Here is a 22,451-nt window from a genome sequence, read left to right on the forward strand (position 1 = left end):
TCCATGGACCGCCTCGACACCCTCCAGCTCTTCACCCGCATCGTCGAACAGGGCAGCTTCACCCGCGCCGCCGACATGCTGGGCATCCCGCGCGCCAGCGCCACCCACGCGATCAAGGAACTGGAAACGCGGCTCGGCACGCGCCTGCTGGAGCGCACCACGCGCCACGTGCGGCCGACGCTCGACGGCCAGGCGTATTACGAGCGCTGCGTGCAGGTCTTGAGCGACCTGGACGATGCGGAAGCGGCCTTCCGCCACGTCGCGGCCAATCCGCGCGGCGTGCTGCGCGTGGACATGTCCGGCACCCAGGCGGCGCGCATGGTGCTGCCGCGCATCGGCGAATTCCACGCCAGGTATCCGGACATCGAGGTCGTGCTCAGCAGCGGCGACCGCCTGGTGGACCTGGTGCGCGAAGGCGTCGATTGCGTGATCCGGGCCGGCGACCTGGCCGACACCAACCTGGTGGCGCGGCGCCTGGCGCTGATGCCGCAGGTGATCTGCGCCAGTCCCGACTACCTGGCGCGCTGCGGCGTGCCGCGCCATCCCGACGAGCTCGCGGCGCACCGCGCCGTGCGCTTCTTCGCCAGCAGCGGCGCGCGCGACTATCCGTTCGAGGCGCTGGTGGACGGCCAGTGGCGCCGCTACGACGTCGGCGGCTGGCTGGCCGTCAACGATGCCGAGAACTACATGCAGGGCGCGCTGCGCGGCTGCGGGCTGATCCAGCTGCCGCGCTTCCACGTCGAGCAGGAATTGCGCGACGGGCGCCTGGTGGAAGTGCTGGGGGAATGGCGCAGCCCGGACATGCGCCTGTCGGCGCTGTATCCGCAGCGGCGCCAGCTCTCGCCGCGCGTGCGCGTGTTCGTCGACTGGCTCGCTGGCCTGTACGAGGAACGCTTCGGCCCGCTGCCGGCTCAGGTCATGAGCGCGTAGTCGAGCACCAGGCCGTTGCCGATCAGCGTCGCCGTGCCGGCCACGTTTTCCACGCTTTCGCTGATCCCCACCAGCACCTGGGCGTCGGTGGCCGCGCCGCTCTCGAGCACGTCGGTCCAGAACGTCAGGCCGCCCGGGTCCGGCGAGCGGTGCAGGATGTTCTGGTAGAACTCGGCCACCAGCGCGCGGTTGCTCAGGATCGGCGGATACAGCTGCTGGTATTCCTTCGAATCGATGAAGCCCTGCGCCATCGCTTCCAGGCCCAGGCCGTTGGCGGCCTGCCTGGTCCAGAACAGCAGGCCGTCCGCGTCCGGCAGGCGGTCGAAGGCGGCCTGGTACAGGCGCACCACCTGGCCGGCGGGCGTGTCGACGGCGACGTCGGCCGCGATGAACTTGTCGGCGAAGTCGAGGCGCTCGATGTTGTTCACCGTGTCGATGCTGCCGTCCACGAGGTTCGTGATGGAAAAGCCGCCGCCGGTGCGCACCACCGTGTAGTCGCCCAGGTTGCCGGAAAAGCGCACGTGGTCGAAGCCGGCGCCGCCGTCGATGCGGTCGCTGCCGGCGCTGGCGATGAACACGTCGTCGCCGTCGTGGCCGTAGAGGATGTCGTTGCCGCCGCTGCCCGCGATCAGGTCGTTTCCGCGCAGCATGTCGTACGGGAACGCCCACTGGGACAGCGGCTTGTCCGGCGCGAGATTGAAGACCAGGTTGGGGTCGCCCGCATCCTTGCCGATCCGGTAGATTTCGCCGGCGGCATTGAACAGGGAGATCTCGCTGACGGCGCCGACGATCCGGCCGTCCTGGTAGGAGAGGACGCCCGCGGGCGACGCGTAGAGGTCGAGGCGCAGGCCGCCGCTCGTGAAGCTGAGCTTCTTGACGTCGTGGACGTCGGCGGGCGGCGTCCAGTCCTTGACGGTGGCGGCGAGGTCGTACGGCTGGTACAGGGTAAAGGAGGCCATGACGTCTTTAACAATGTTGTCAAAAACTTCAATCTAACCCCGCACGATTGCGGGGTCAATTGCCTACCCTCACCGGATACGCAAACGCTTCAATTTCCCGCCACGACCATCTTCTCGATCAGGATCGACCCGGTCGACTTGTTGCCGCGCGTCAGCACGTCATTGCCGATGCCGACGATGGCCTGGAACATGTCCTTCATGTTGCCGGCGATGGTGATTTCCTCGACCGGGTACTGGATGACGCCGTTCTCGACCCAGTAGCCGGACGCGCCGCGCGAATAGTCGCCGGTCACGTAGTTGGTGCCCTGGCCCATCAGCTCGGTGACCAGCAGGCCGGTGCCCATCTTGCGCAGCATGCCTTCGAAGGTGTCGGCGATCTTCGTCTGCGTCGAGGTCAGCTCCAGGTTGTGCGAGCCGCCGGCATTGCCGGTGGTCTGCATGCCCAGCTTGCGCGCCGTGTAGGTGGACAGGAAGTAGCCCTGCAGGACGCCGTCGCTGACGACCTTGCGGCGCTGCGTGCGCACGCCCTCTTCGTCGAAGGGCGCGGAGCCGACGCCGCCGACCAGGTGCGGGTCCTCGACGACCTGGACGTGCGCCGGGAAGACCGATTGGCCGAGCGAATCGAGCAGGAAGCTCGACTTGCGGTACAGCGCGCCGCCGGACGTGGCCTGGACGAAGGCGCCGAGCAGGCCGGCGGCCAGCGGGGCCTCGAACAGCACCGGGCAGGTGCGGGTGTCGAGCTTGCGCGCGTTCAGGCGCGCCAGCGCGCGCTCGGCGGCGTAGCGGCCCACTTTTTCGGGGTCGGCCAGTTTCTTCGGATCGCGCGCCGACGAATACCAGTCGTCGCGCTGCATGTGGGCGCCCTTGCCGGCGATCGGGGCGACCGACAGCGTGTGGCGCGAGAACGGGTAGCCGGCGCAGAAGCCGTGGCTGTTGGCGGCGACGAAGTGCGACTGCTGCACGTAGACGCTGGCGCCTTCGCTGTTGGTGACGCGCTTGTCGACGGCGAACGCGGCGGCCTCGCAGCGCTGGGCGATCTCGACCGCCTCTTCGGCGCCGATCTGCCACGGATAGCACAGGCGCAGGTCGCGCGGGTTCTGTTCCAGCAGCTCGGGATCGGGCAGGCCGGCGGCCGGGTCCTCGGCCGTGAAGCGGGCGATGTTCCAGGCCGCTTCGACGGTGGCGCGCAATGATGCCGCGGAGAAATCGGACGTGCTCGCATGGCCGCGGCGCTGGCCGCTGTAGACCGTCACGCCGATGCCCTTGTCCTTGTTCTGCTCGATGGTCTCGACCTGTCCCTTGCGCACCGTCACCGCCAGGCCGCCACCCTCGCTGATCTCGACGGCGGCATTGCTGGCGCCGGTTTCCCTGGCGATGGCCAGCACGTCCTGTGCGAGCTGCTTGAGCTGGTCTTGCGTATGGGTGAAGACGGAGTCGTTCATGTGCGTTTTTCTGTGGCGAGCCCTAAAACAGTTATCATAGCAGCCGTTTACTGTTTTCACCGGCGGGCCGTGCGCCCTGCCCGACCAAGATCACCATGCCAAATGCAAACCGCGGCTCCGTCGGCTTCCGCTCCGACGAGTTCGACCAGGAATACGACCGTCCGTCCAAGTCCGAACTCAAACGCCAGATGAACGACCTGCAAAAGCTCGGCGAGCAGCTCGTCGACGAGCCGCGCGACCGCGTCAAGCGCGTGCCGATGCCGGAAGAACTGCGCGACGCCATCCTGATGTGCCAGTCGATCACCGACCACGGCGGCCGCCGCCGCCAGCTGCAATTCGTCGGCAAGATGATGCGCAAGCTGGACGAGGAGGAAGTCGCCGTCATCCAGCGCACCATCGAAAGCTGGAAGGGCATGTCCAAGGCCGAGACCGCGGCCCTGCACGCGCTCGAGCGCCGCCGCGAGAAGCTGCTGGCCGACGACAAGGCGCTGACCCAGCTGCTGGAAGAGAACCCGGAACTGGACGTGCAGCACCTGCGCACCCTGATCCGCAACGCGCGCAAGGAACAGGCCGAGAACAAGCCGCCGAAGGCCTACCGCGAGATCTTCCAGATCCTGAAGGACCTGGGCAAGAAGCCGAAGGCGGCCGCGCAGGACGACGAGGAAGGCGAAGACGATGAGTCCGGCGAATAACGACGAACTCGTCATCGGCCTGGTGTCGGTCTCCGACCGCGCCAGCGGCGGCGTCTACGAGGACAAGGGCATCCCGGCGCTGCGCGAGTGGCTGCAGGGCGCGCTGGCCACGCCGTTTCGCGTCGAGACGCGCCTGATTCCCGACGAGCGCGCCGCCATCGAGGCCACGCTGGTCGAGCTGGTCGACACCGTGCGCTGCCACCTGGTGCTGACCACCGGCGGCACCGGCCCGGCGCGGCGCGACGTCACGCCCGAGGCGACGCTCGCCATCGGCACGAAGGAAATGCCGGGCTTCGGCGAACAAATGCGCCAGATCAGCCTGCGCTTCGTGCCGACCGCGATCCTGTCGCGCCAGACCGCCGTGATCCGCGAGACGCCCGACCACGCGGCGCTGGTCATGAACCTGCCGGGCCAGCCGAAGTCGATCAGGGAAACGCTGGAGGGCCTGAAGGATGCGGACGGCAGGACCGTCGTCGGCGGCATCTTCGCGGCCGTGCCCTACTGCATCGACCTGATCGGCGGGCCGTACAGCGACACCAACCCCGACGTATGCAAGGCCTTCCGGCCGAAATCGGCACAGCGTCCCGCTCTGCCCCACCCCGAGGACACCGCATGAGCGAACTGCTCGACCATCTTCACGTCGATACCGGCGCCGACCCGCAGGTCAGCATCATCTGGATGCACGGCCTGGGCGCCGACGCCAACGATTTCGTGCCGCTGGTGCGCGAACTGGACCTGGCCGGCCTGCCCGCCATCCGCTTCGTCTTCCCGAACGCGCGCACGATGCCGATCACGATCAACAACGGCTACGTGATGCGCGCCTGGTACGACATCAGCAACGCCGACCTGACCCGCCGCGAGGACGAGAAGGGCCTGCGCGCGTCCCAGGCCGACATCGAAGCCTTCATCGCGCGCGAGAAGGCGCGCGGCGTCCCGGCCAGGCGCATCATCCTGGCCGGCTTCTCGCAGGGCTGCGCGATGACGATCCAGGCCGGCCTGCGCCATCCGGAAACGCTGGGCGGCCTGCTGTGCCTGTCCGGCTATGCGCCGCTGGCCGACACGCTGGCGCAGGAGCGCAGCGAGGCCAGCCTGGCCACGCCCGTCTTCATGGCGCACGGCCAATACGACAACGTGGTGCCCTTCGCGCGCGCCCAGGCCTCGCGCGACCTGCTGCAGTCGCTGGGCTGCCGGGTCGAGTGGCACGAATACGCGATGCAACACACGCTGTGCCTGGAAGAGGTGCAGGACATCTCGGCATGGCTCAAGAAAGTGCTGGCCTGAGATGGCGAAGAAACCGGAAAAACTCGACGACGAGACCATGGCGCTGATCCACTGGTGCATCGAGGTCGAACAGCACCTGGTCGCCGGCGGCGCCACCCAGGCGCAGGCGCAGGAACACATCGAGGAACAGGTCGAGTGGTTCACCGACCTGTTCTACGATGGACTGACGCCGGAGCAAGCGGCCAAGGAAGCGCTGGCCTAGTCTCCCGGTACACGCAGCATCGGCACGTCGCCCCGGCGAAGGCCGGGGCCTAATTTCCTGGCGCAGCCGGAACGCGCAAGCATTGGGCCCCGGCCTGCGCCGGGGCGACGGTTCGCAGCCGCCATTCACGCAGGTTCCGCCTGCCCATTCCTCGCATCGTAGGCCTGCCGCGCCGCGCCGATCTCCACGCGGTGGTCCTGCGTCCACGTGTAGACCGACGCGAACAGCTTGCCCAGGCTGCGGCCCAGCTCCGTGATCCGGTACTCGACCGCCACCGGCGATACCGGGATCACCGTGCGCTCGACCATGCCGTTGCGCTCCAGCCGGCGCAGGCATTGCGTCAGCGTCTTCTGCGTCACCCCGTCCAGGCGGTGCTTCAGCGCGTTGAAGCGCAGCGGCCCGTGCCACAGGGTCTTGAGCACCAGCATCGTCCATTTGTCCAGCAGCTGGTCCAGCAGCGCGCGTCCTTCGCTGCAGCTGCCCACGTCCTTTTCCATCGTCGTCTCCCTCGCGGTATCCGCGCGCCTACCTGGTCGCGCCAAAGTGCCTTCTTGACACCAAGTATATCCGAGATACCATTGCCGTATATCCCAACAGGAGCTTCGCCATGACGCATTCCCCGACCGACGTGCTGTTCCAGCCGCGCCGCATCAAGAACCTCGCCCTGAAGAACCGCATCGTGATGGCCCCGATGACGCGCAACTTCTCGCCGAACGGCATCCCCGACGCCGCCGTCGCCGACTACTACCGCCGCCGCGCGGCCGCGGACGTCGGCCTGATCCTGTCGGAGGGCACGACCATCGCCCGCCCGGCCTCGAAGAACATGCCGCGGATTCCCGACTTCCACGGCGCCGCGCTGGACGGCTGGAAGCGCGTGATCGACGCCGTGCACGACGCCGGCGGCAAGATGGGGCCGCAGATCTGGCACGTGGGCGCCGTCTCCAGCGGCATGACCGACTGGCAGCCGGACGGCACGCCGGAAGGCCCGTCCGGCCTGGCCGCCCCCGGCACGCCGCGCGGCCGCGCGATGAGCGAGGAAGACATCGCCGACGCCATCGCCGCGTTCGCATCCGCCGCTGCCAGCGCCCGGGCACTCGGCTTCGACACGTTCGAGATCCACGGCGCCCACGGCTACCTGATCGACCAGTTCTTCTGGAGCGGCACCAACCAGCGCGCGGACGCCTGGAACGGCGCCACCATCAGGGAACGCAGCCGCTTCGCCGCCGAGGTGGTCAAGGCAATGCGCGGCGCGGTCGGCGCCGACTACCCGATCATCCTGCGCGTGAGCCAGTGGAAGCAGCAGGACTACAAGGCGCGCCTGGCGACGACGCCGGACGAGATGACGGACTGGCTGCTGCCGCTGGTGGAAGCCGGCGTCGACGTCCTGCACTGCTCGCAGCGCCGCTTCTGGGAGCCCGAGTTCCCGGACATCGACGGCGAGGACGGCCTGAACTTCGCCGGCTGGGCCAAGAAGCTGACCGGCGCGGCCACCATCAGCGTGGGTTCGGTGGGCCTGGACGGCGAATTCCTGTCCAGCTTCGGCGGCAAGGGCGCGGCCCCGGCCAGCCTGGACAAGCTGGTGGCGCGCATGGAGCGCGACGAGTTCGACCTGATCGCCGTGGGCCGCGCGCTGCTGTCGGATGCGCAGTGGGCCAGCAAGGTCAAGGCCGGCGACCAGGCCGCGCTCAAGCCCTTCGAGGCGAGCGCGATGGCGACGCTGGACTGAGCCAGGCGCCTAGTCCGGCAGCGGCGCCGCGGACGACGGCGGCGCCGCGGTCCTGGCGGTGTTCATCACCATCGCCAGGAACGTGTAGTAACCGTTGACCCCCATCAGGTCCACGACGCCCTGCTCGCCGAACAGCGCCAGGGCGTCGCCGTAGACGCGGTCCGACACCCGCCTGGCGCGCTGCAGCTCGATGCAGAAATCGTAGACCACGCCCTCGTCCACCAGCAGGGCCGCCGGCCGCTCGCGCCGCGCGATGGCGTCGATGACGTCCTGGGTGATGCCGACCTGCAGCGCGATCGGCGCATGGATCGCCCATTCCACCTGCTGGTCCCATTCGCGCGCCGTGACCAGGATCGCCAGTTCCGACAGCCGCGTGCCGATGGCGCTGCGGTAGCGCAGGTATTCGCCCAGCCGCTGCGCATGGCCCATCAGCTCGGGGCTGCGCAGCAGCGGGATGAAGGGGCCGTACAGGCCGCCGCGCGGGCCGTCGACGATGTCCTGGGCGGCGGCGCGCTGGGCGTCGGTCCAGTCTTCTGGCGGGAGGGGGCGCAGGCGCTCGGTCATGGCGGGTAAAAGTTGTCTGGGCGAAAAATACTCGCATGACTCAAGGCAAAAATCAAAGGAATCCGGCCGGTTCGCGCCTATCGTCAAGCGTTTCGATCCCAGGGAGACCCGCCATGAGCCATATCCTGCACCGCAGCCTGCGCCACACGCCGCCCGTCGCGGCCGGCGGCAACGGCATCCACCTGCGCGACGCCGGCGGACGCAGCTACCTCGATGCCAGCGGCGGCGCGGCCGTTTCCTCGCTGGGGCACGGCCACCCGGACGTGATCGCCGCCATGCACCGCCAGATCGACCGCTGCGCCTACGCGCACACGGCCTTCTTCACCACCGACGTGGCCGAGGAGCTGGCCGACCGCCTGGTGGCTGGCGCCCCGGACGGCATCGCCGGCGTGTACCTGGTGTCGGGCGGCTCGGAGGCGATGGAGACGGCGCTGAAGCTGGCGCGCCAGTACTTCGTCGAGGCCGGCCAGCCGCGCCGCACCCGCTTCGTCGCGCGGCGCCAGAGCTACCACGGCAACACGCTCGGCGCGCTGGCCGTGGGCGGCAACGAGTGGCGCCGTGCGCCGTTCGCGCCGCTGCTGGCCGACGTCGAGCGCGTGTCGGCCTGCTACGAATACCGCGGCCGCGCCCCCGGCCAGGGCGTGGACGCCTACACCGCGATGCTGCTGGACGAACTGGAGACGGCGTTCCTGCGCGCGGGACCGGACCAGGTGATCGCCTTCGTCGCCGAACCGGTGGTGGGCGCGACCGGCGGCGCGATCCCGCCCACGCCCGGCTACTTCCGCGGCGTGCGCGCGCTGTGCGACAAGTACGGCATCCTGTTCATCGCCGACGAGGTGATGTGCGGGATGGGCCGCACCGGCACCATGTACGCGATCGAGCAGGACGGCGTGGCGCCGGACATCGTCACGGTGGCCAAGGGGCTGGGCGCCGGCTACCAGCCGATCGGCGCCGTGCTGGCCGGCGCCGCCATCGTCGACTGCCTGCGCGCCGGCAGCGGCACCTTCCTGCATGGGCACACCTACATCGGCCATCCGGTGGCGGCGGCGGCCGCGCTGGCGGTGCAGCAGGTCATCGAGCGCGACGACCTGCTGGCCCAGGTGCGCCGCCGCGGCGCCGCGCTGTGGCGCATGCTGGGCGAGGCCTTCGGCGACCATCCGCACGTGGGCGACATCCGCGGGCGCGGGCTGTTCCTGGCGCTGGAGCTGGTGCGCGACCGGGCCGGCAAGGCGCCGTTCGCGCCGGAACGCAAGCTGCACGCCGCCATCAAGGAACAGGCGCTGCGCAACGGGCTGCTGGTGTATCCGATGGGCGGCACGATCGACGGCCGCCAGGGCGACCACGTGCTGCTGGCGCCGCCGTTCATCGCCAGCGAGGCGGAGCTGGCGGAAATCGTGGAGAGGTTGCGGCAATCGGTGGATGCGGCCGTGAACGGGACGGCACGGTGACATCGACCGGCGTCATCCCCGCGCAGGCGGGGATCCAATGTGCAGGCGCCGTCGGGATGCGTGAAAATTGGGTCCCCGCCTGCGCGGGGACGACGTATCGCCGGCGTTACGCCTTCGGGAACGCCACCACTTCCTGCTGCTGCTCGCCCAGCCCCGCGATGCCCAGGCGCAGCTTGTCGCCCTTCTTGAGGAAGCGCTGCGGGCTGCGGCCCAGGCCGACGCCCGGCGGCGTGCCGGTGGTGATGATGTCGCCCGGCTCCAGCGTCATGAAGCGCGACACGTAGCTGACGATCTGGGCCACCGTGAAGATCATCGTCGAGGTGTTCCCCGTCTGCATGCGCTTGCCGTTCAGCTCCAGGTACAGGTCGAGGTCCTGCACGTCGTAGATCTCGTCCTTGGTCACCAGGAACGGGCCGACCGGGCCGAAGGTGTCGCAGCCCTTGCCCTTGTCCCACTGCGAGCCCATCTCGAACTGGAAGGCGCGCTCGGACAGGTCGTTGACGACGCAGTAGCCGGCCACGCAGGCCAGCGCGTCGGCTTCGCTCACGTACTGCGCGCGGGTGCCGATCACGACGCCCAGCTCGACTTCCCAGTCGGTCTTCTTCGAGCCCTTCGGCAGCTGCACCGGATCGTCCGGGCCGGACAGGCTGCTGGTCGCCTTCATGAACAGGATCGGTTCCTTCGGGACCGGCGCGCCCGTTTCGCGCGCGTGGTCGGCGTAGTTCATGCCGATGCCGATGAACTTGCCGACGCCCTTGACCGGCACGCCGAGGCGCGGATTGCCGCGCACCAGCGGCAGGGTCTTCCAGTCGACCTTGGCCAGCTTGCGCAAGGCCTTTTCCGACATCACCGCGCCATCGATGTCGGCGACGATGCCGGACAGGTCGCGCAGGCGGCCCTCTTCGTCGAACAGGCCAGGCTTTTCCTTACCGGGGCGACCGTAACGAACCAATCTCATAGTCTTCCTTCTGGGTGATCATAGCGATTCCGCATTCTACCGGACGGCGCCGCAGGTAGTGGCGGACCAGCCCCGGCACCTGCAGCGCCGCCAGCGCGCCGAACGCCACCCGGTAGGCCGTCGCCGGATAATGGCCGGCCGCGTCGGCGGGCCACAGGCCGACGACCTGGCCGAAGCCGGCCTGCACCAGGAAGGCGCCGACGAAGATCAGGAGGTTCAGGCAGGTCGCCGCGCGTCCCGTCAGCGCGCGCGGCAGGCTTTGCGCGACGATCGCGTACTCGATGCCGGTGATGGTGCCCACCAGCGTGAACAGCACCGACAGCGTCTGCAGGCTGGGACGCCAGTCGCACACCATGGCCGCCTGCACCAGCACGAACACCAGCACCCCGGCGGCGGCCACGTCCAGCGCCGCGATGCCGCGCCGTCCCGCCCACTCGGTGATCATGCCGACCGCGATGGCGCCGAAGATCACCGAGGCCATGCCCAGGTACAGCAGGTAGGCCACGGCGGCGTCGGAAAAGCGCGCCACGTCGGACAGCCAGCGCCCGATCCACAGGCCCTGCAGGCCGAAGAACACGGCATGCGGGACCAGCACCAGCGCGACCGTGGCGCGGAACGCCGGCGCGCGGTAGACGTCCAGCACCGAGCGCACCGTGGGCGCCGCCCCGCCCTTGCCGCCGTCGCCGCCGCTGCGCGGGGTGACGAGCCAGATCAGGATGCCGGCGCAGGCGCTCAGCAGCGCGAACAGGACGAACAGGCCGCGCCAGTCGGTATGGTGCAGCAGCGCGCGCACCGGCAGCGTGGCGGACGCCGCGCCCAGGCCGCCCACCGCGATCAGGTAGCCCTGCACCGACGGCAGGCGCTTCGGTTCGACCCAGGTCGCCACCGCCTTCACGGCCGACATGAAGCAGCCGCCCAGGCCGCAGCCGATGACGGCGCGCGCCAGCACCAGCTGCTCGAAGCTGCGCCCGCACGCGAACAGCAGCGCGCCCAGCGCCGCCAGCAGCATCAGCACCAGCTGCACGCGGCGCGGCCCGTAGCGGTCGAGCGCGATCCCGACCGGCAGCTGGGCCAGGGCGAAGGCGCAGAAGAAGGCGCTGGTGAGCAGCCCCAGCTGGCCCGGACCGAGCGCCAGCGCGCCGACCAGGTCGGGCGCCAGCACGGCGTTCACGTTGCGCAGCAGCGAGGACAGGTAGTGGCCCAGCGCGAACGGCAGGAATACGTAGAAGAACACCGCCGCGCCGCCCAGGCGCGCGGTGGCACGATCGGCGTCCATGGGAGTCTCCGGCCCGGCGGGTCAGGCGGCGCTGGGCTGGCTGTCGCTGGCGCGGCGGTCGAACGGCTGCGCCGCCGGCAGGATCGGAATCACGCGCCCGGGCGGCACGTGGTCGTGGTCCTGGGCCTCGTCGCCCTCGAAGAAGAACCGCTTGCGGCCGAACGCCGGCTTCAGGTGGTCGAGCCAGGTCGCTTCGGCGTCGTACCTGGCGAAGAACGGCCGGCGCACCCAGTCGGGATTGCGCGCCTGCAGGAACTGCAGGGCGAACAGCTTCTCGCCGTTGATCGTGACCACGCCGTCGATCACGACCTTGCCGGGGAAGGCGCTCATCGACGGCCCGCGCACGGTGCGCGACAGGCCCGAGACCATGCTGTAGGCGGCCTGGAAGATCTCGTGGGCGCGCGCCAGCGGCAGCGCGAAGTAGTCGCGCGGGCCGGTGTCGCGCTCGACGAACATGTAGTACGGGATGGCGCCCAGGCGCACGCCGGTGGTCCACAGCTCGGCCCAGCTGGCCGGGTCCTCGTTGATGTGGCGGATCAGCGGGGCCTGCATGCGCAGCGTGGCGCCGGTGCCGACGATGCGCTTGACGGCCTGCCGGGCGATGGGCGAACGCAGCTCGACCGCGTGGTTGTAGTGGCCCATCAGCGCCAGGTTCTTGCCGGCCCCGACGACCTTCTCGAACAGGCGCATCAGGTCGTCCGCGTCCTTGTCCGACACGAAGCGCTGCGGCCAGTACGCCACCGACTTGGTGCCGATGCGGATGTTCTGGATGTGCGCCAGCTCCGGCGCCAGCAGCGGCTCGATGAAGCCGGCCAGCGAGCGCGTGTTCATGATCATGGGGTCGCCGCCGGTGATCAGGACGTCGGTGACGTCCGGATGCGTGGCCAGGTAGGACACCAGCTCGGTGCACTCGCGCGCGTCGAACTTCATCTCGTCCATGCCGACGAACTGCGGCCAGCGGAAGCAGAAGGTGCAGTAGGCGTGGCAGGTCTGGCCCGCGCTCGGGAAGAACAGCACCGTCTCCTTGTACTTGTGCTGCAGGCCCTTGAGCGGCGCGTCGTTCACGCGCGGCACGTTGTGCGTCATCTGGCCGGCCGGGTGCGGGTTCATGCGCATGCGGATCTCGCGCACCAGGCGCGCCGTGGCGGCGTCGTCCTTCTTGTACAGCACCAGCTCGCGCAGGGCCGCGTACTCCTGCGCGGGCAGCATGTCGCGGTGCGGGAAGGTCAGGCGGTAGATCGGATCGTCCGGCACGCGGCTCCAGTCGATCAGCTGTTCCATCACGTATTCGTTGGTGCGGAACGGCAGCACATGGGAAACCACTTGCACCGCTTCCTGCAGTTCGGGACTCAGCCACTGCCACTGGCGCGCGGTGGAGATCGACTGGCGGGTATAGGGCTTGAACTTCGCTGGCGTCGCGTCAAGGCTCACGGGGTTCTCCAGGATGGTCATGGGTTGATGTACGAAAACTGTTTCCTTCAGGAACCAATAGTAGTCGGCACGCCATGCCGCGAGTTGCCACGAATCAAGTACTTCCGCGCTTTCTCACCAATCCTCACATGCAATGCGCAAGATCAGCATCGTGCTTGCGCTGGCACAGCAGCCACCGGATAGCGCTTGTGCGAGCGCAACAGCAGGTAGCGCCACGCGACGTAGAGTAGGCAATGCAAATAGGCAACATTTCCTGAAAGGACCTCCCATGAAACCGTTCGTCACCACCGCCGCCATCGCCCTGTGCCTCGCCGCCAGCCCCGCCTTCGCCGACCCGACCGAAAAGGACGCCATCGCCATGGCCGAGCGCGGCGCGGCGCTGATCAAGGCCAAGGGCAAGGACGAGATGATGAAGCGCATCAACGCCAAGGATCCGGATTTCGTCCAGGGCTCGCTGTACGTCGACATGCGCGACGTCAAGACCGGCATCGTGCTGGCCCACCCGTACAACCCGTCTATCGTCGGCAAGGACCTGACCGACGTGCCGGACGCGAACGGCAAGAAGTACCGCCGCGAGATCATCGAGCTGGCCGCCGCCAAGGGCAAGGGCTGGGTCGACTACCAGTACAAGAACCCGACCACCGGCAAGATCGAGCCGAAGACCACCTACATCCTGCTGGTCGATGGCGTCGTCCTCGAGGCCGGCCTGTATAAAAAATAACGTCGCGCCTGCCGGCGCCTGCCGGCGATCGCCATCGCGGACGCTTCCGGCGTCCGTCGTCTTGTCCTGCGGGAGCGAAGCATGCTGAACAAACTGCGAATCGGTCCGAAGCTGCTGCTGGCGCCCGGCATGGTGCTGGTGTTGCTGTTGACGCTGTCGGGCGCCGCGTATTACGGGATGGTGCGCCAGAACGCATCGCTGGAAAACATGGTGCAGGTGCGCGCGGCGCGCCTGAAGGACGTGGCCGACGTCGCCGGCGACGCCAAGTACGTGCATGCCAATGCCTACCAGCTGCTGGCCTGGGTCAGCGGCAGTTTCGCCCGCAATCGGCTGGACGGCCTGGTGGCCGACATCCATGCGCGCCATGCCGGCGTCAAGAGCCGGCTGGACGCGCTGGCGCGCGTGACGGACGGCGCCGAACGCCAGCCCGTCGATGCCTCGCTGGCCGCGCTGGCGGCCTACCGCAAGGCCGTGCAGGAGACCATCGAGCTGGCCCAGGTCGACCAGTCGATCGCCACCAACGCGATGCAGAAGGCGGAAAAGGAATTCGGCGTCCTGAATACGCAGCTGGCCCGGCTGGCGGCGCTGGAAAAGACGCTCAGCGAACAGGCCATGGCCGCGGCGCGCGCCGAGTTCCTCGGGCTGGGCCGCGCGATGACGGCGCTGGTGGTGCTGTCGATCGTGCTGTCGCTGGTGGTGACGGTGCGCGTGCGCCGCGCCATGCTGCGCGACATCGGCGCCATTTCCGGCGTCGTGCACGAACTGGCCCAGGGACGGCTGGAGGGCAGCGCCGGCAACGCCGGAAGGGACGAGATCGGGGACACCGCGCGCGCCCTCGACCGCACCATCGCGAACCTGAACCGCACGCTGCGCAGCGTGCTCGACGCGGTGCGCTCGATCGACACGGCCTCGCGCGAGATCGCGAGCGGCAACCTCGACCTGTCGACGCGCACCGAGATGCAGGCCGGCTCGCTGGAAGAAACGGCGAGCGCGATGGCGACGCTGACGCAGGCCGTCAAGGGCAATGCCGACAGCGCGCGCGAGGCCGCCGCGCTGGCCTCCGAGGCGGTGCGCCTGGCCGGCGGCGGCGGCCAGGCGGTCGACCGCGCGGTGCAGACCATGGAATCGATCCGCGCCAGCTCGCGCAAGATCGTCGAGATCATCGGCGTCATCGACGGCATCTCGTTCCAGACCAACCTGCTGGCGCTGAACGCGGCGGTGGAGGCGGCGCGCGCCGGCGAACAGGGGCGCGGCTTCGCCGTGGTGGCGGCCGAGGTGCGCACGCTGGCCCAGCGCTCGGCCTCGGCCGCGAAGGAGATCAAGGCGCTGATCGCCGACTCGGTGGCGATCATCGACAGCGGCAGCGCCTCGGTGGACGAAGCCGGCGCCAGCATGGGCAGCGTGGTGGCCTCGGTGCGCCAGGTGGACGAGATCATCCAGCGCATCAGCGCCGCCAGCAGCGAGCAGGCCCAGGGCATCGCCGAGGTCAACCTCGCCGTCGGCCACATGGACGACATGACCCAGCAGAACGCGGCCCTGGTCGAGCAGGCCGCGGCGGCGGCGGCCAGCCTGCACGAGCAGACCGTCAGGCTGGCGCAGGCCGTGTCGGTGTTCCAGGTCGACGGGGTCGAGGCGATCCTGCCCGACGCCGGCGCCAACGCAGATGCCGCGGCGCCGGCACCGCAAGCCCGGCCCGAGCGGCGCGCGCCGGACAGCCCGCTGCGGGCGCGCCCGGCGCTGCAGCACCGGCCGCAGCGCCAGCCGGCGCGCCAGGAACGGCCGCGCCGCGCGGCCTGAGCCGGGTGCGGGTCAGCGGAACGGCTTGCTGACCCAGCGCGAGCCGGCCTCGCCGAAGCGCCACGGCACGTCGACCGCCTTCGAGATGCCGATGCGCGGCCCTTCCACCACCGCGATCCCCGGCTGGGCCGGCAGCAGGGCGAACGGCGCCCCGTCCAGCGGCAGCGCGTTCAGCGCGCGCGTCACGCCGAGGGCCTGGCACAGCTTGCCGGGACCGGAACAAAGCGTCCACGCATCGCCGCTGGCGCGCCGTGCGCGCATCGCGTCCAGGCCGGCCAGCGGCTCGAGCGCGCGGATCAGCACCCCGGCGCCGTGCCCTTCCTCGCGGCAGACGAAGTTCAGGCACCAGTGGATGCCATAGGATCGGTAGACGTAGGCGTGCGCGGGCGGACCGAACATCGCGAAATTGCGGTCGGTGCGCCCGCCGTAGGTGTGCGAGGCCGGATCCTCGCCGTCGTAGGCCTCGGTCTCGACGATGCGCCCGCCCACGCCGTCGACCAGCACGGTCACGCCGATCAGCTGGCGGGCCACCACGTGCGATGGTGCCAGGAAGTCAATACCGGCAAGAATGGAAGAAGACATGGCCCGCATTGTAGCGGCGACAACCACGCCCGGTCGCACTGTCGGATTTGCTACATAAAAGCAATACGTTGCTGCAACTTTGACGGTACTGGTTTATAGTGACGAGCTTTGTAGATATTTCCGTGCGGCATCGTCGCAGCATTGTTTTCCCGCCAAGCCATGACCACAGCAGCCGCCCTGGCGCGACCGAGCGCCGCCGAAGATCCCGTCGATACCCTGATCAAGTCGATCCGCATCCCGCCGCGTCCGAGCCTGCTGGCCGACCTGCAACGCGAACTGGCGTCGCCCGACCCGAGCCCGGAAACGATCGGCCGCATCGTCGCCAGCGACGTCGGCATGTCGGGCGCCCTGCTGAAGCTGGCCAATTCCGCCGTGTTCGGCGGACGCAAGGCCAAGTCGATCGAGCAGGCGATCCTGTTCCTCGGCATTAACCAGGTCGCCGCCCTGATGACCGGCCTGCTGGCGCGCCGCGCGATTCCCGCCAACAGCGCGGCGCTGGCGAGCTTCTGGGACCTGTCGAGCCGGCGCGCCCAGGCGATGGTGTTCCTGTCGCGCCGCCTGCGCATCGGCGAGCCGGACGTGGCGCACACCTTCGGCCTGTTCTGCGACACCGGCGTGCCGCTGCTGATGGACCGCTTCGCCGACTACGGCGCCACCTACGCGGCGGCCTCGCTGGAAGCCGATCGCCCGTTCACGGCGCTGGAAGACGAGCGCCACAGCACCAGCCACGCCGCCGTCGGCACCTTGCTGGCGCGCAACTGGGGCCTGGCCGGCGACGTCGCCTGGGCCATCCTGCACCACCACGACTACGCGGTGCTGGACGACGCCGACACCGCCTCCACGGTGCGCTCGCTGGTGGCGCTGTCGCTGCTGGCCGAAAGCGCGATCTGCAAGTACCAGGGCCACGTCGAATCGCTCGAATGGAACAAGGGCGGCGCGCGCGCCCTCGCCTACCTCGGCCTGTCCGACGAGGAAACCGCCGAACTGCTCGACGAGCTGCTGGAAGCCTTCCACGAGGACTGAACGCGTCTTTACATCCGCCGGCCGGCGGCGGATACTGCGGTCATAAGCTACCGAGGCGCCCGACGCCAAGGAGGAGACCGTGGAACGCGCGTTCCGGCAGCTGTTGCTGCTGCCCATCCTGATCCAGGCACTGCTGCTGTGCGGCTGCGCCGCGACGGCGCCGCCGCCGTCCGTTCCTCCCGCCCTGTTCGCCGACGCGTCGTTCGCGCCGCCGTCGCAGGCGATCGGCACCGACGGCCTGTTCGCCCTCAGCCCCGCCATGCGGACCTACCTGCGCAGTGCCGCCTTCGCGCGCCACCTGCGCAACCGGGATCCCAAGCAGGGCCTGCTCGACGCCCTGTACAGCAAGAGCGACCTGCTGCTCGAATACGACGCGCGCGTGACGCGCACCGCGGCCGAGACCTATGCGGCGCGCTCCGGCAACTGCCTGTCGCTGGTGATCATGACGGCGGCCTTCGCCAGGGAACTCGGCATGGTGGTGCGCTACCAGGGCATCCAGACGACGGACGAGACCTGGACCCGCGAGAACGGCCTGTACGTGCTGTCCACCCACGTCAACATCGCGCTCGGCAACCGCAACACGACCAACGGCGCCGATCCCGACACCATGCTGGTGGTCGACTTCCTCTCCCCGCCCGAAGCCAGCCGCCTGCACGCGTACCCGCTGGCGCAACGGGACATCGAGGCCCTGTACCTGAACAACCGCGCCGTCGAGACGCTCATGGGCGGCAACGTCGACGACGCCTACTGGTGGGCGCGCGCCGCGATCATGGCGGCCCCCGGCGACGCCACCGCCTACAACACGCTGGGCGTGATCTACCAGCGCCACGGCGACGCGCTGCTGGCCGAACGGGCCTTGCGCGCCGCCCTGGCGCGCGCGCCGGAAAACCTGCCGGTGCTGCAGAACCTCGGCCCGCTGCTGGCCTCGCTGGGCCGCGACGCCGAGGCGCGCGCCATCGCGCGGCGCCTGGCGCTGCTGCAGCCGGTGCCGCCCTTCCATGATTTCAACCTGGGCATGGACGCACTGGAACGCGGCGACTACGCCGCCGCGCGCGACCTGTTCGCGCGCGAGGTGCGGCGCGCGCCCTATTCCGACGAATTCCACTTCTGGCTGGCGATGGCCTACCTGCGCCTGGGCGAGACCCGCAAGGCCCAGGCCGAGCTGGCGCTGGCCGTGCAGCACAGCGTGCGCGGCGACACGCGCGAGCGCTACGCGGCCAAGCTGGCCACCCTGCGGCGCCAGGACGCGGGTATCCTGCGCATCCACTGACGGCGCCAACGAAAACGGCCGCGCCGTCCGCACCCATGGATGCGGACGGCGCGGCCGTGCCTGCCCTACCTGCCAGCGTGGCGCCGGATCAGCGGCGGCGCTGGCGCGCGCCTGCCGGCGGCGGGGAACCGCGCGTTTCCAGGTGACGGAACACGATACGGCCCTTGTTCAGGTCGTACGGCGACATCTCCAGGCTGACGCGGTCGCCGGCGATGATGCGGATATGGTTCTTCTTCATGCGGCCGGACGTGTAAGCGACCAGTTGATGACCATTCTCGAGGTCGACGCGGAAACGCATTTCCGGCAGTACCTCGGTGACCTTGCCCATCATTTCGATCAGATCTTCTTTCATGGTGCGTGTCCTTTCATAAGTGTTACAGACCAAGCTTTTTCCACAGCGCCAATGGCAATGCCCGCGATCGGGAAATACCGATCGCAGCGCCATCCTCGGGGCGCCGGCCATGCATCGTCATCGTCGAAACGGGGGAAAAAAGGACGGCGCCAGCGGGTTCGTGGCGCCGTGAACTTGGGGATGCATCCGAGATGGGGACGTTGCGCCAGAAAAAAAGGGGAAATCGAAAATGTCTTCGAATTATTCTTCTTGGCGGTGGATCGCACCAGGCCGGACGTTGTCGGCAAGCTTGTCATTTCTTCATGCATGCTCGCATGCACGTCCCCACTATACCACGGGTAACCCCCAAGGGGATGGGGCAATGCGTCCGCGCCAGGCGCTGCAGGCAGTGTAGAGTACGCGCTTGTTCCCCTTTCCTGCCTGTCATGCCCTCCCGACCGATTCCTGCCGCTCCCCCTACCGTCGCCTCCCTGCAAGCGGACATCGAACGGCTTCATCGGGAACAAGCCCGCCTGTGCGCCGTCAATGAACGATTGGAACTCGCGCTATCGGCGTCGGGCGTCGTCGGCCTGTGGGACTGGATGCTCGACAGCAACCTGCTGCATGGGGACGTCAACTTCGCGCGGCTGTACGGGCTCGACCCGGAAAAGACGGCCGCAGGCCTGACCATGGAAGACTATCAGGCGTTCGTGGTGGTCGACGACCTGCCGAGGCTGCGCGAAGACATTCGCGACACCTTCATGCGGGGCACCGACTTTTTGGTGGAGTATCGCCTGGCCATTCCTGGCGAGCCATTGCGCTGGGTCGAGTGCAAAGGCAAGCTCATCGATGACGCCCATGGCAGGCCCGTGCGGTTTTCCGGCACCGCCGTCGACATCACCACGCGCAAGCAAGCGGACAACGCAACGCGCTTGCATGCCATCGCCGCACGCGCGAACGCGGAACGCGTGCAGCTCGCCCTGGCCGCCGGCGCCATCGTGGGCACGTGGGTCTGGGATATCAAGACCAACCAGTTCACCGTCGATGCGGGTTTCGCCAACGCTTTCGGGCTGGACCCGGCGCTGGGCCATCAAGGCATCAGCCTGGAACAGGTGATCGGCACCGTCCACCCGGACGACAAGGCCGGACTCATCGAGGCCGTCACCCAGGCGGTGAAGGAAGGCGGCGCCTACATGCATCAATACCGGGTACGCCGCCACGATCGTGCCTATTACTGGGTGGAGGCCAACGGCCGGGTCGAGCTGGACGACGACGGCAATCCGGACCGGTTCCCCGGCGTATTGATCGACATCACTGCGCGGCGCGGGGTGGAAGCGGAGCGTGACAGGGTCACCGCCCAGCTGCGCGACCTGAACGCCACCCTCGAGCAGCGTGTGGAGGAACGTACCGCGAAGCTCGTCGAGACCCAGGAGGCATTACGCCAGTCGCAAAAGATGGAAGCGGTCGGCCAGTTGACCGGCGGCCTGGCGCATGATTTCAACAATCTGCTGGCAGGCATCTCGGGCGCCTTGCAGCTGATGCAATTGCGCGCGTTGAACGGCCAGTTCAAGGATGTCGAGCGCTACATCCTGACCGCGCAAAGCGGCGTCAAGCGCGCTGCCGCCCTGACCCACCGGCTGCTGGCCTTTTCCCGCCGCCAGACGCTGGACCCGCGGCCGGCCGACGTCAACCGGCTCGTCGCCGACATGCTGGAACTGGTCCAGCGCACGGTCGGCCCCGGCATTGCCGTGAACGTGATCAGTGCGCCGGACTTGTGGCACACGCTCGTCGATCCATCCCAGCTCGAAAACGCGCTCCTGAATCTCTGCATCAACGCGCGCGATGCCATGCCCGACGGCGGCCACATCACGATCGAGACCGGCAACCGCTGGCTGGACGAGCACACTGCGCACCTGCACGATATTCCCTCGGGCCCCTATCTTTCTCTCAGCGTCAGCGACTCGGGCGTGGGCATGGCGCCGGACATCCTCGACAAGGCGTTCGAACCGTTTTTCACCACGAAACCCGTCGGCGAGGGTACGGGACTCGGCTTGTCCATGGTGTACGGATTCGCCAGGCAGTCCGGCGGCCAGGCCCGCATCGACTCCGCACCCGGCGTGGGCACGACCGTGTGCCTGTATCTCCCGCGGCATGTCGGCGACGTGCAGGCCGAGCAGGAAAGCGCCGTCACGGCCTTGCCCGCCGCCGTGGAGAAGCCGCGCAGTGTGCTGATCGTCGACGACGAGCCGATGATCCGCATGCTCGTCATGGAAACGATCGGCGACCTGGGATATACCGCGCTGGAAGCGGGCGACAGCGCGACGGGATTGAAGATCCTGCAATCGGACGTGCCGATCGACCTGCTGGTGTCGGACGTGGGCCTGCCGGGAGGCCTCAATGGCCGGCAGATGGCCGACGCCGGCCGCCAGGTGCGCCCCGAACTGAAGGTACTGTTCATCACCGGCTACGCCGAGAATGCGGCCGTCGGCAACGGGCACCTGATGCCCGGCATGCAGGTGATGACCAAGCCATTCGACATGCAGGCCCTGGCTTCACGCATCCGCGCCCTGGTCGAGCCGCAGGACTGAGCGTGGCCGCGAGGCAGGCTCCTGGCCGTTCTCCATCAGCTGCCGCCAGTACTGGAGCTTTCCGTCGAAGGACATGGCGGCATTGGCCGGCGACGACGACGGCAGCACCACCGTGCGATAACCGTGCGCTGCGAACTGCGGCGCGAATTTTCCCGACGTCCGGCCATTGAATCCCACCGTCTCCAGCGCCGGACACAGCAGGCGCAAGCGTGCGAAGTCGTTGGCGGCCGGCTTGCGGATGGCGGCATCGAGGCTGCCTGCGCGCTCGCAGGCGGCCAGCACGTCCCACAGGCCGAAACGGTGCGCCAGCAGGCGCGGCAGGCGTTCTGCGTACGGCAGGGAATACAGGTCTTCGCCGACCAGCGCGCCGACCAGTTTCCAGAACTGGTTGCGCGGATGGGCGTAGTACTGTCCCGCCGCCAGCGACGCGGCGCCCGGGAAGCTGCCCAGGATGAGGATGCGGGTGGCGGGATCGATGACGGGCGCGAGCCCGGTGAGGAGCGAATCGGACATGATCGAGATCATAGTCCGGATACGCCGGACGCGGCAGACGGCATACCGTCCACCGCGTCGTGCCGCCTCAGCCCTTGCGGCGACGCAGCAGCCCCAGGCCGGCCAGGCCCAGACCGAACAGGGCCAGCGTGCCCGGTTCCGGGACGGCGGTGCCGGTGTTCGCGTTCGAACCCGAGCCGGAACCCGTGCCCGTGCCCGGCGTCGTCGGCGCGGTGACCGGCTTCAGGGTGCCCTGCACGCTGTAGCTCACGTAGTCGCCGCTCGACGCCTGCACGTTGGGCGTGTTGGCCCACGACACCGTCATGAACTTGTCCGCCGCGATCGTCGCCCACTGGTCGGCGCTCAGGGATACCGTACCCACCATGGTGTAGCTGAGGCCGCTCCAGCTGACGCCCTGGTTGCTGGTCAGGCTCCAGTGCGCGTACTGGGTGCCGTCGATGAACAGGTTCAGGTATTCGTTGCTGCTGAAGATATTGTCGTAGTCGCCCTTTGCCCAGATCGTCAGCGTCACGTCGCTGTACTGGGCACTGCCCAGGCCCCAGGTCTTGCTGTAGCCTTGGCCGTCCGAGACGACGCTGGTGGCGTCGGAGCCGATGTCGCTCTTGCCCGTAGCAACCGGGATATAGTGGGCTTGGGCGCTGCCGGCGGCGAGGATGGCAGCGGTGGCGGCGGTCAGGAGAAGAGTGCGCATTTCATTTCCAATTATTAATGATTATT

At 68.6% G+C, this 22,451-nt stretch carries 23 protein-coding genes; 12 read left to right on the forward strand and 11 right to left on the reverse strand.

Annotated elements, in window-relative coordinates; genetic code table 11:
• The first annotated feature begins 3 nt into the window (after positions 1–3).
• Entirely contained in the window at positions 4–930 is a 927-nt protein-coding gene (locus QZ749_RS00555) for a LysR family transcriptional regulator (protein ID WP_296942172.1), read from the forward strand.
• Here the strand turns inward: QZ749_RS00555 and QZ749_RS00560 are convergent.
• Positions 912–1,889, reverse strand: coding sequence for a DUF4214 domain-containing protein (locus QZ749_RS00560; RefSeq protein ID WP_296942174.1), 978 nt, complete (start codon positions 1,887–1,889; stop codon positions 912–914). The genes QZ749_RS00555 and QZ749_RS00560 overlap by 19 nt on opposite strands.
• Positions 1,890–1,978: 89 nt before the next feature.
• Positions 1,979–3,331, reverse strand: coding sequence for a metalloprotease PmbA (gene pmbA, locus QZ749_RS00565; protein ID WP_296942175.1), 1,353 nt, complete (start codon positions 3,329–3,331; stop codon positions 1,979–1,981).
• 95 nt (positions 3,332–3,426) lie between these two features.
• On the opposite strand from pmbA, the gene yjgA reads away from it, so the two are divergent.
• Genes yjgA through QZ749_RS00585 form a run of 4 tightly spaced genes read left to right on the forward strand, consistent with a single transcriptional unit; the run spans position 3,427 to position 5,506 of the window.
• A complete protein-coding gene (gene yjgA, locus QZ749_RS00570; protein ID WP_296942177.1) occupies positions 3,427–4,023 on the forward strand; it encodes a ribosome biogenesis factor YjgA in 597 nt (198 codons plus the stop codon).
• Positions 4,007–4,639 (forward strand): molybdopterin adenylyltransferase, encoded by a 633-nt coding sequence (gene mog / locus QZ749_RS00575; RefSeq protein WP_296942179.1) that lies wholly within the window; start codon positions 4,007–4,009, stop codon positions 4,637–4,639. The genes yjgA and mog overlap by 17 nt, the downstream gene beginning before the upstream one ends.
• On the forward strand, positions 4,636–5,304 hold the full coding sequence (locus QZ749_RS00580) for an alpha/beta hydrolase (protein WP_296942181.1): 669 nt from the start codon (positions 4,636–4,638) through the stop codon (positions 5,302–5,304). The genes mog and QZ749_RS00580 overlap by 4 nt, the downstream gene beginning before the upstream one ends.
• Position 5,305: 1 nt before the next feature.
• On the forward strand, positions 5,306–5,506 hold the full coding sequence (locus tag QZ749_RS00585; RefSeq protein WP_296942183.1) for a hypothetical protein: 201 nt from the start codon (positions 5,306–5,308) through the stop codon (positions 5,504–5,506).
• Positions 5,507–5,631: 125 nt separating this feature from the next.
• On the opposite strand, the gene QZ749_RS00590 is transcribed toward QZ749_RS00585, so the two are convergent.
• Positions 5,632–6,003 carry a helix-turn-helix domain-containing protein gene (locus QZ749_RS00590; RefSeq protein ID WP_296942184.1) on the reverse strand — a complete coding sequence of 124 codons (372 nt, stop codon included), beginning with the start codon at positions 6,001–6,003 and terminating at the stop codon, positions 5,632–5,634.
• Positions 6,004–6,113: 110 nt separating this feature from the next.
• On the opposite strand from QZ749_RS00590, the gene QZ749_RS00595 reads away from it, so the two are divergent.
• Positions 6,114–7,232: an NADH:flavin oxidoreductase gene (locus QZ749_RS00595; protein WP_296942185.1), complete on the forward strand. Its 1,119-nt coding sequence runs from the start codon at positions 6,114–6,116 to the stop codon at positions 7,230–7,232.
• 9 nt (positions 7,233–7,241) lie between these two features.
• Here the strand turns inward: QZ749_RS00595 and QZ749_RS00600 are convergent, their stop codons facing one another.
• Entirely contained in the window at positions 7,242–7,796 is a 555-nt protein-coding gene (locus QZ749_RS00600; RefSeq protein WP_296942186.1) for a carboxymuconolactone decarboxylase family protein, read from the reverse strand.
• A 113-nt stretch (positions 7,797–7,909) separates the two neighbouring features.
• Between QZ749_RS00600 and QZ749_RS00605 the strand changes: the two genes are divergently transcribed.
• On the forward strand, positions 7,910–9,244 hold the full coding sequence (locus QZ749_RS00605; protein WP_296942187.1) for an aspartate aminotransferase family protein: 1,335 nt from the start codon (positions 7,910–7,912) through the stop codon (positions 9,242–9,244).
• Positions 9,245–9,350: 106 nt separating this feature from the next.
• Here the strand turns inward: QZ749_RS00605 and QZ749_RS00610 are convergent, their stop codons facing one another.
• Genes QZ749_RS00610 through QZ749_RS00620 form a run of 3 tightly spaced genes read right to left on the reverse strand, consistent with a single transcriptional unit; the run spans position 9,351 to position 12,909 of the window.
• Positions 9,351–10,202 carry a fumarylacetoacetate hydrolase family protein gene (locus QZ749_RS00610; RefSeq protein WP_296942188.1) on the reverse strand — a complete coding sequence of 284 codons (852 nt, stop codon included), beginning with the start codon at positions 10,200–10,202 and terminating at the stop codon, positions 9,351–9,353.
• A complete protein-coding gene (locus QZ749_RS00615) occupies positions 10,171–11,478 on the reverse strand; it encodes an MFS transporter (RefSeq protein ID WP_296942189.1) in 1,308 nt (435 codons plus the stop codon). The genes QZ749_RS00610 and QZ749_RS00615 overlap by 32 nt, the downstream gene beginning before the upstream one ends.
• Positions 11,479–11,499: 21 nt before the next feature.
• Positions 11,500–12,909, reverse strand: a complete 1,410-nt coding sequence (locus tag QZ749_RS00620; RefSeq protein ID WP_296942190.1) for a KamA family radical SAM protein — start codon at positions 12,907–12,909, stop codon at positions 11,500–11,502.
• A 268-nt stretch (positions 12,910–13,177) separates the two neighbouring features.
• Here QZ749_RS00620 and QZ749_RS00625 point away from each other — a divergent pair, with 268 nt between their 5' ends.
• Positions 13,178–13,630 carry a cache domain-containing protein gene (locus QZ749_RS00625; RefSeq protein ID WP_296942191.1) on the forward strand — a complete coding sequence of 151 codons (453 nt, stop codon included), beginning with the start codon at positions 13,178–13,180 and terminating at the stop codon, positions 13,628–13,630.
• An 81-nt stretch (positions 13,631–13,711) separates the two neighbouring features.
• A complete protein-coding gene (locus QZ749_RS00630; RefSeq protein WP_296942192.1) occupies positions 13,712–15,427 on the forward strand; it encodes a methyl-accepting chemotaxis protein in 1,716 nt (571 codons plus the stop codon).
• A 12-nt stretch (positions 15,428–15,439) separates the two neighbouring features.
• On the opposite strand, the gene QZ749_RS00635 is transcribed toward QZ749_RS00630, so the two are convergent.
• Positions 15,440–16,009 carry a DNA-3-methyladenine glycosylase gene (locus QZ749_RS00635; RefSeq protein WP_296942193.1) on the reverse strand — a complete coding sequence of 190 codons (570 nt, stop codon included), beginning with the start codon at positions 16,007–16,009 and terminating at the stop codon, positions 15,440–15,442.
• Positions 16,010–16,168: 159 nt separating this feature from the next.
• On the opposite strand from QZ749_RS00635, the gene QZ749_RS00640 reads away from it, so the two are divergent.
• Entirely contained in the window at positions 16,169–17,032 is an 864-nt protein-coding gene (locus QZ749_RS00640; RefSeq protein WP_296942194.1) for an HDOD domain-containing protein, read from the forward strand.
• Positions 17,033–17,111: 79 nt separating this feature from the next.
• The gene (locus tag QZ749_RS00645) at positions 17,112–18,302 is read left to right on the forward strand and encodes a tetratricopeptide repeat protein (protein ID WP_296942195.1); all 1,191 of its coding nucleotides are present in this window, start codon (positions 17,112–17,114) and stop codon (positions 18,300–18,302) included.
• An 88-nt stretch (positions 18,303–18,390) separates the two neighbouring features.
• Here QZ749_RS00645 and infA read toward each other — a convergent pair whose 3' ends face one another.
• Complete coding sequence (gene infA / locus QZ749_RS00650) at positions 18,391–18,654, reverse strand: translation initiation factor IF-1 (protein WP_296942196.1); 264 nt, start codon at positions 18,652–18,654, stop codon at positions 18,391–18,393.
• Between the two features lie 533 nt (positions 18,655–19,187).
• Here infA and QZ749_RS00655 point away from each other — a divergent pair.
• Positions 19,188–21,221: a PAS domain-containing protein gene (locus tag QZ749_RS00655; protein ID WP_296942197.1), complete on the forward strand. Its 2,034-nt coding sequence runs from the start codon at positions 19,188–19,190 to the stop codon at positions 21,219–21,221.
• Here QZ749_RS00655 and QZ749_RS00660 read toward each other — a convergent pair.
• Together QZ749_RS00660 and QZ749_RS00665 are read right to left on the reverse strand one after the other, a co-directional pair.
• Positions 21,186–21,734 carry a DNA-deoxyinosine glycosylase gene (locus QZ749_RS00660; protein ID WP_296942198.1) on the reverse strand — a complete coding sequence of 183 codons (549 nt, stop codon included), beginning with the start codon at positions 21,732–21,734 and terminating at the stop codon, positions 21,186–21,188. The genes QZ749_RS00655 and QZ749_RS00660 overlap by 36 nt on opposite strands.
• A gap of 67 nt (positions 21,735–21,801) precedes the next feature.
• A complete protein-coding gene (locus QZ749_RS00665; protein WP_296942200.1) occupies positions 21,802–22,425 on the reverse strand; it encodes a PEP-CTERM sorting domain-containing protein in 624 nt (207 codons plus the stop codon).
• Between the last annotated feature and the right edge of the window lie 26 nt (positions 22,426–22,451).

The organism is uncultured Massilia sp. (assembly GCF_913773735.1).
In the GTDB taxonomy this organism is placed as follows: domain Bacteria; phylum Pseudomonadota; class Gammaproteobacteria; order Burkholderiales; family Burkholderiaceae_D; genus Telluria.